This is a genomic window from Kitasatospora sp. MY 5-36 (assembly GCF_001182915.1).
Taxonomy (GTDB): domain Bacteria; phylum Actinomycetota; class Actinomycetes; order Streptomycetales; family Streptomycetaceae; genus Kitasatospora.
Map to the genome: position 1 here is coordinate 1 of NZ_LFVW01000688.1, position 3,326 is coordinate 3,326.

At 75.5% G+C, this 3,326-nt stretch carries 3 protein-coding genes; all 3 read left to right on the forward strand.

From position 1 onward, the window contains the following. Positions 1–208: siderophore-interacting protein (locus AE652_RS33630; RefSeq protein WP_049658553.1), on the forward strand; the 208-nt coding region annotated here is incomplete at its 5' end. Positions 209–334: 126 nt separating this feature from the next. Beyond that, complete coding sequence (locus AE652_RS33635; RefSeq protein ID WP_107086611.1) at positions 335–2,251, forward strand: glycoside hydrolase family 5 protein; 1,917 nt, start codon at positions 335–337, stop codon at positions 2,249–2,251. A gap of 495 nt (positions 2,252–2,746) precedes the next feature. Continuing rightward, on the forward strand, positions 2,747–3,326 hold a 580-nt coding region (locus AE652_RS33640), incomplete at its 3' end, for a condensation domain-containing protein (RefSeq protein ID WP_049658555.1).

A 3,326-nucleotide genomic window follows, 5' to 3' on the forward strand; every position in this document is an offset into this window, starting at 1 on the left:
CGGGGCGGTGCGCGCCGCCGACCTGCCGGACGGGCGGCCGTACGCCTGGATCGCGGGCGAGGCGGCCTCGGTGCGCGAGCTGCGCCGCCACCTGGTCGGCGAGCGGGGGATGGACCGGCGCGCGGTCTGCTTCATGGGCTACTGGCGGGCCGGGCGCACCGAGGACCAGCGCGCCGAGGACGGCCCGGGGGAGGGCAGCGAGGACTGAAGCGGGGGGCCGGGGAAGCGCCGCCGTACGCACCCTCCCGGAACATGAGGTTCCGTCATATTGTCGTTCTCGCCGACGGCGCGCCGAGCGCCCGGTGACGGCCCGAGCCACCTCACCACAGCGGGGATGACGATGAAGAGTCTCGCGGCGCGCCTGCTCGCCCTGGTCGCGGCCCTGCCGGTGCTCGCCGTACTGGCGGCGGGCCCCGGCATCGCGGCGCCGGACGGCGGGGCCGGGGCCCGGCTCGCCGCGTCCTGGACCGGCCCGCTGAGCACCCGGGGACGCTACATCGTCGACGCCGACGGCGACCGCTTCAAGCTGAAGGCCGCCAACTGGGCCGGAGCCCAGGGCACCTGGCAGGGCAGCGGGAACGCCGACGACCCGGCGAACAACCAGGCCGGCCAGGTGTCGCACAACCTCCCGCTGGGCCTGGACCGGGTGCCGGTGGCCCGGCTGCTGGCCGACTTCCACGGGCTGGGCCTCAACAGCGTCCGGCTGCCGTTCGCCAACGCGATGATCCACGACACCGCCCCCGTGCCGGACGCCGCCGTCGCCGCCAACCCGCAGCTGCGCGGCCGGACCCCGCTCCAGGTGTTCGACGCCGTGGTGGCCGCGCTGACCGCCGACGGCTTCGCGGTGATCCTCAACAACCACACCACCAGCTACCGCTTCTGCTGCGGCCTGGACGGCAACGAGCGCTGGAACAGCGGCCAGTCGACCGCGCAGTGGGAGGACGACTGGCTGTTCATGGTGAACCGCTACAAGGCCGACAAGCGGGTGGTCGGCGTCGACCTGCGCAACGAGGTCCGCCGGGACGTCTGGGACGACCCCAACTGGGGCCTCGGCGACGCCCACGACGAGTACGCCGCCTTCGAGGAGGCCGGCAACCGCGTCCTGCGGGCCGACCCGGACCTGTTGGTCGTCATGGAGGGCATCAACTGGTACGGCATCCCCGCCGCGGGGTTCAGCCACGGCCGCCCGATGCTCACCCCCGTGCGCAACCTCTCCCACACCCTGATCGACTCCGGCAAGCTGGTCTACGCCGCGCACTTCTACGGCTACACCGGCCCGGCCAACACCGGCGCCGGCAGCGGCCCGGGATCCACCAGTGACCCGCGCTACCAGGACTTCACCCCCGAACAGCTCGCCCAGGTGGTGGACGACCAGGCGCTGTTCGTCACCCGGGCCGGGCAGCACTTCACCGCCCCGGTGTGGATCAGCGAGTTCGGCGCGGGCGGCCGGGGCTCGACCGACGCCAAGGAGCAGGCCTGGCTGCACGCGTTCACCGACATCCTGGTGCGCGGCGACACCGACTTCGCCGTCTGGCCGCTGGTCGGCTGGGCCGACGCCGCCGGGCGGCCGCAGGACAGCTGGGCGCTGCTCTCCTACGGCCCGGACGGCGCCCGGACCGGCCTCACCGACCCCGGCGACTGGCGGGCCGCCGACTGGACCCGGCTGGTCGGCGCGCCGTCGGCGAGCGGCCCGGTGCCCGCCGTCGACCACTGGAGCATGCTCGCCCTCGACCACGCCGACCAGGTCCTCTCCCGGCGGATGCTGGCCCGCCCGGACTGGAGCCCCGGCAACCGCAAGGGCGACTGCCCGGACGGCCTGCGCCTGACCGCCCTCGCCCGCGGCGACAGCCGGGCCCTGTGCACCGACGCGGGCGAGCCGGCCGTGGGCGGCGGCGACTGGACCACCGTCACCGACGGGCGCTACGTCACCGCGGGGGACTGGGCGTCCGGCTACGACAAGCTCCAGTGCCCCGACCGCAGCTTCGCGGTCGGCTACAGCGTGCGCGCCAACGCCGTGGCCGCCCTGCTCTGCGCCCCGGCGGCCGGTCCGCTGCCGCTGACCGGCCGCACGGTCTGGTTCGACCGGGGCGACAACCGGCCCGCCACCGGCGGCTCGGTGGCGAGCGACTGGGCGCCGGGCCGCTACAAGGGCCAGTGCGCGGACGGCGAGTACCTGGCCGGCGTCGCGTCCACCTGGCAGCGCCTCCAGTACGGGGCCCCGGCCGCGCTGCTCTGCCGCCCGCTCGGCTGATCCGGCGGCGCCCCGGGGCCGAATCGGCGGGGCCCGGGGCTGATCCGGCGGTGGCTGCTGTGCCGCTCCGGCGGCGGGCGCTCAGCTGATGCGGCGAGGGCTCGGACCCGATTCGGCGAGGGCTCCGGGGGTCCGGAGGCCGACGGCGGGAGCGGCCGCCCGTTGAGACGATGACGAACGATCAGAAGCCCGCCCCCGTGGTCGCATTCCCGCAGGTTGGACGCGTTCATGACGTCTTTCCTACGGGTCGGAACGACCCTTGACGGCGCAGGGCTTCTCTGCCAACCTCTCGGCAGGTCTGGACCATGATCGGCCTCTTCGACGGGGAGAGGACCGACGGCGCTCCGGCGGTGCGCAGGGGGGATCTGCGGGCCGGGCAGGTCGAGGCCGGGGGGCGGCCCGTCGGCCGCGTCGCCAGAGCATCCGCGGCGTCGGCCACGTCGGCGCCCGGCCACGGGGAACGCACCATTCACCGACTGCCGAATCGAGCCGCACATGCCACACTCCCTCCCCCCGCACGCCTCGCCCTTCCAGCGGGGCATCTGGGTCACCGAGCGCCTCGGCGGCCACCACGGGGTGTTCCACATGCCCGTCCTGCTCTCCTTCGACCGGGTCGACGCCGACGCCCTCGCCCGTGCCGTCTCGACGGTGACGGCACGGCACCCCGTCCTGTCCCAGGTGTTCGTGGAGCGCGGCGGGAGCCTCGTCGCGGAGCCCGGCACCGCCCCGGTCCTCGACGTGGTCGACGCCTCCGAGGACTGCGCGCAGAGCCGGGAGAAGCGGCTGGCCGAGGACGCGGCACGCCCGTTGGACCTCCAGGCGGGCCCGTTGGCGCGGTTCACCCTCTACCGCGGCCGCGGTGAGGCGGCGGAGCTGCTCGCCGTCGTGCACCACGCGGTCTTCGACGGGGAGTCGAAGGACGTCCTGGTGGCGGACCTCGCCACGGCCTACGCGCAGGCCCTGGGCGGGCCCGCGCAGGCCGCCGACCGGAGCCCGTCCACGCCCCCGGCCCCGCTCGACCCCGACCCCGACCTCGTCCGCCGGGCGGCGGACCGGTACGGCCCGCGGTGGGCCG

What these genes read in the sequence shown, in the direction of transcription:
- AE652_RS33635 (WP_107086611.1), top strand. Translation starts at nt 335, where the DNA reads ATGACGATGAAGAGTCTCGCGGCGCGCCTGCTCGCCCTGGTCGCGGCC.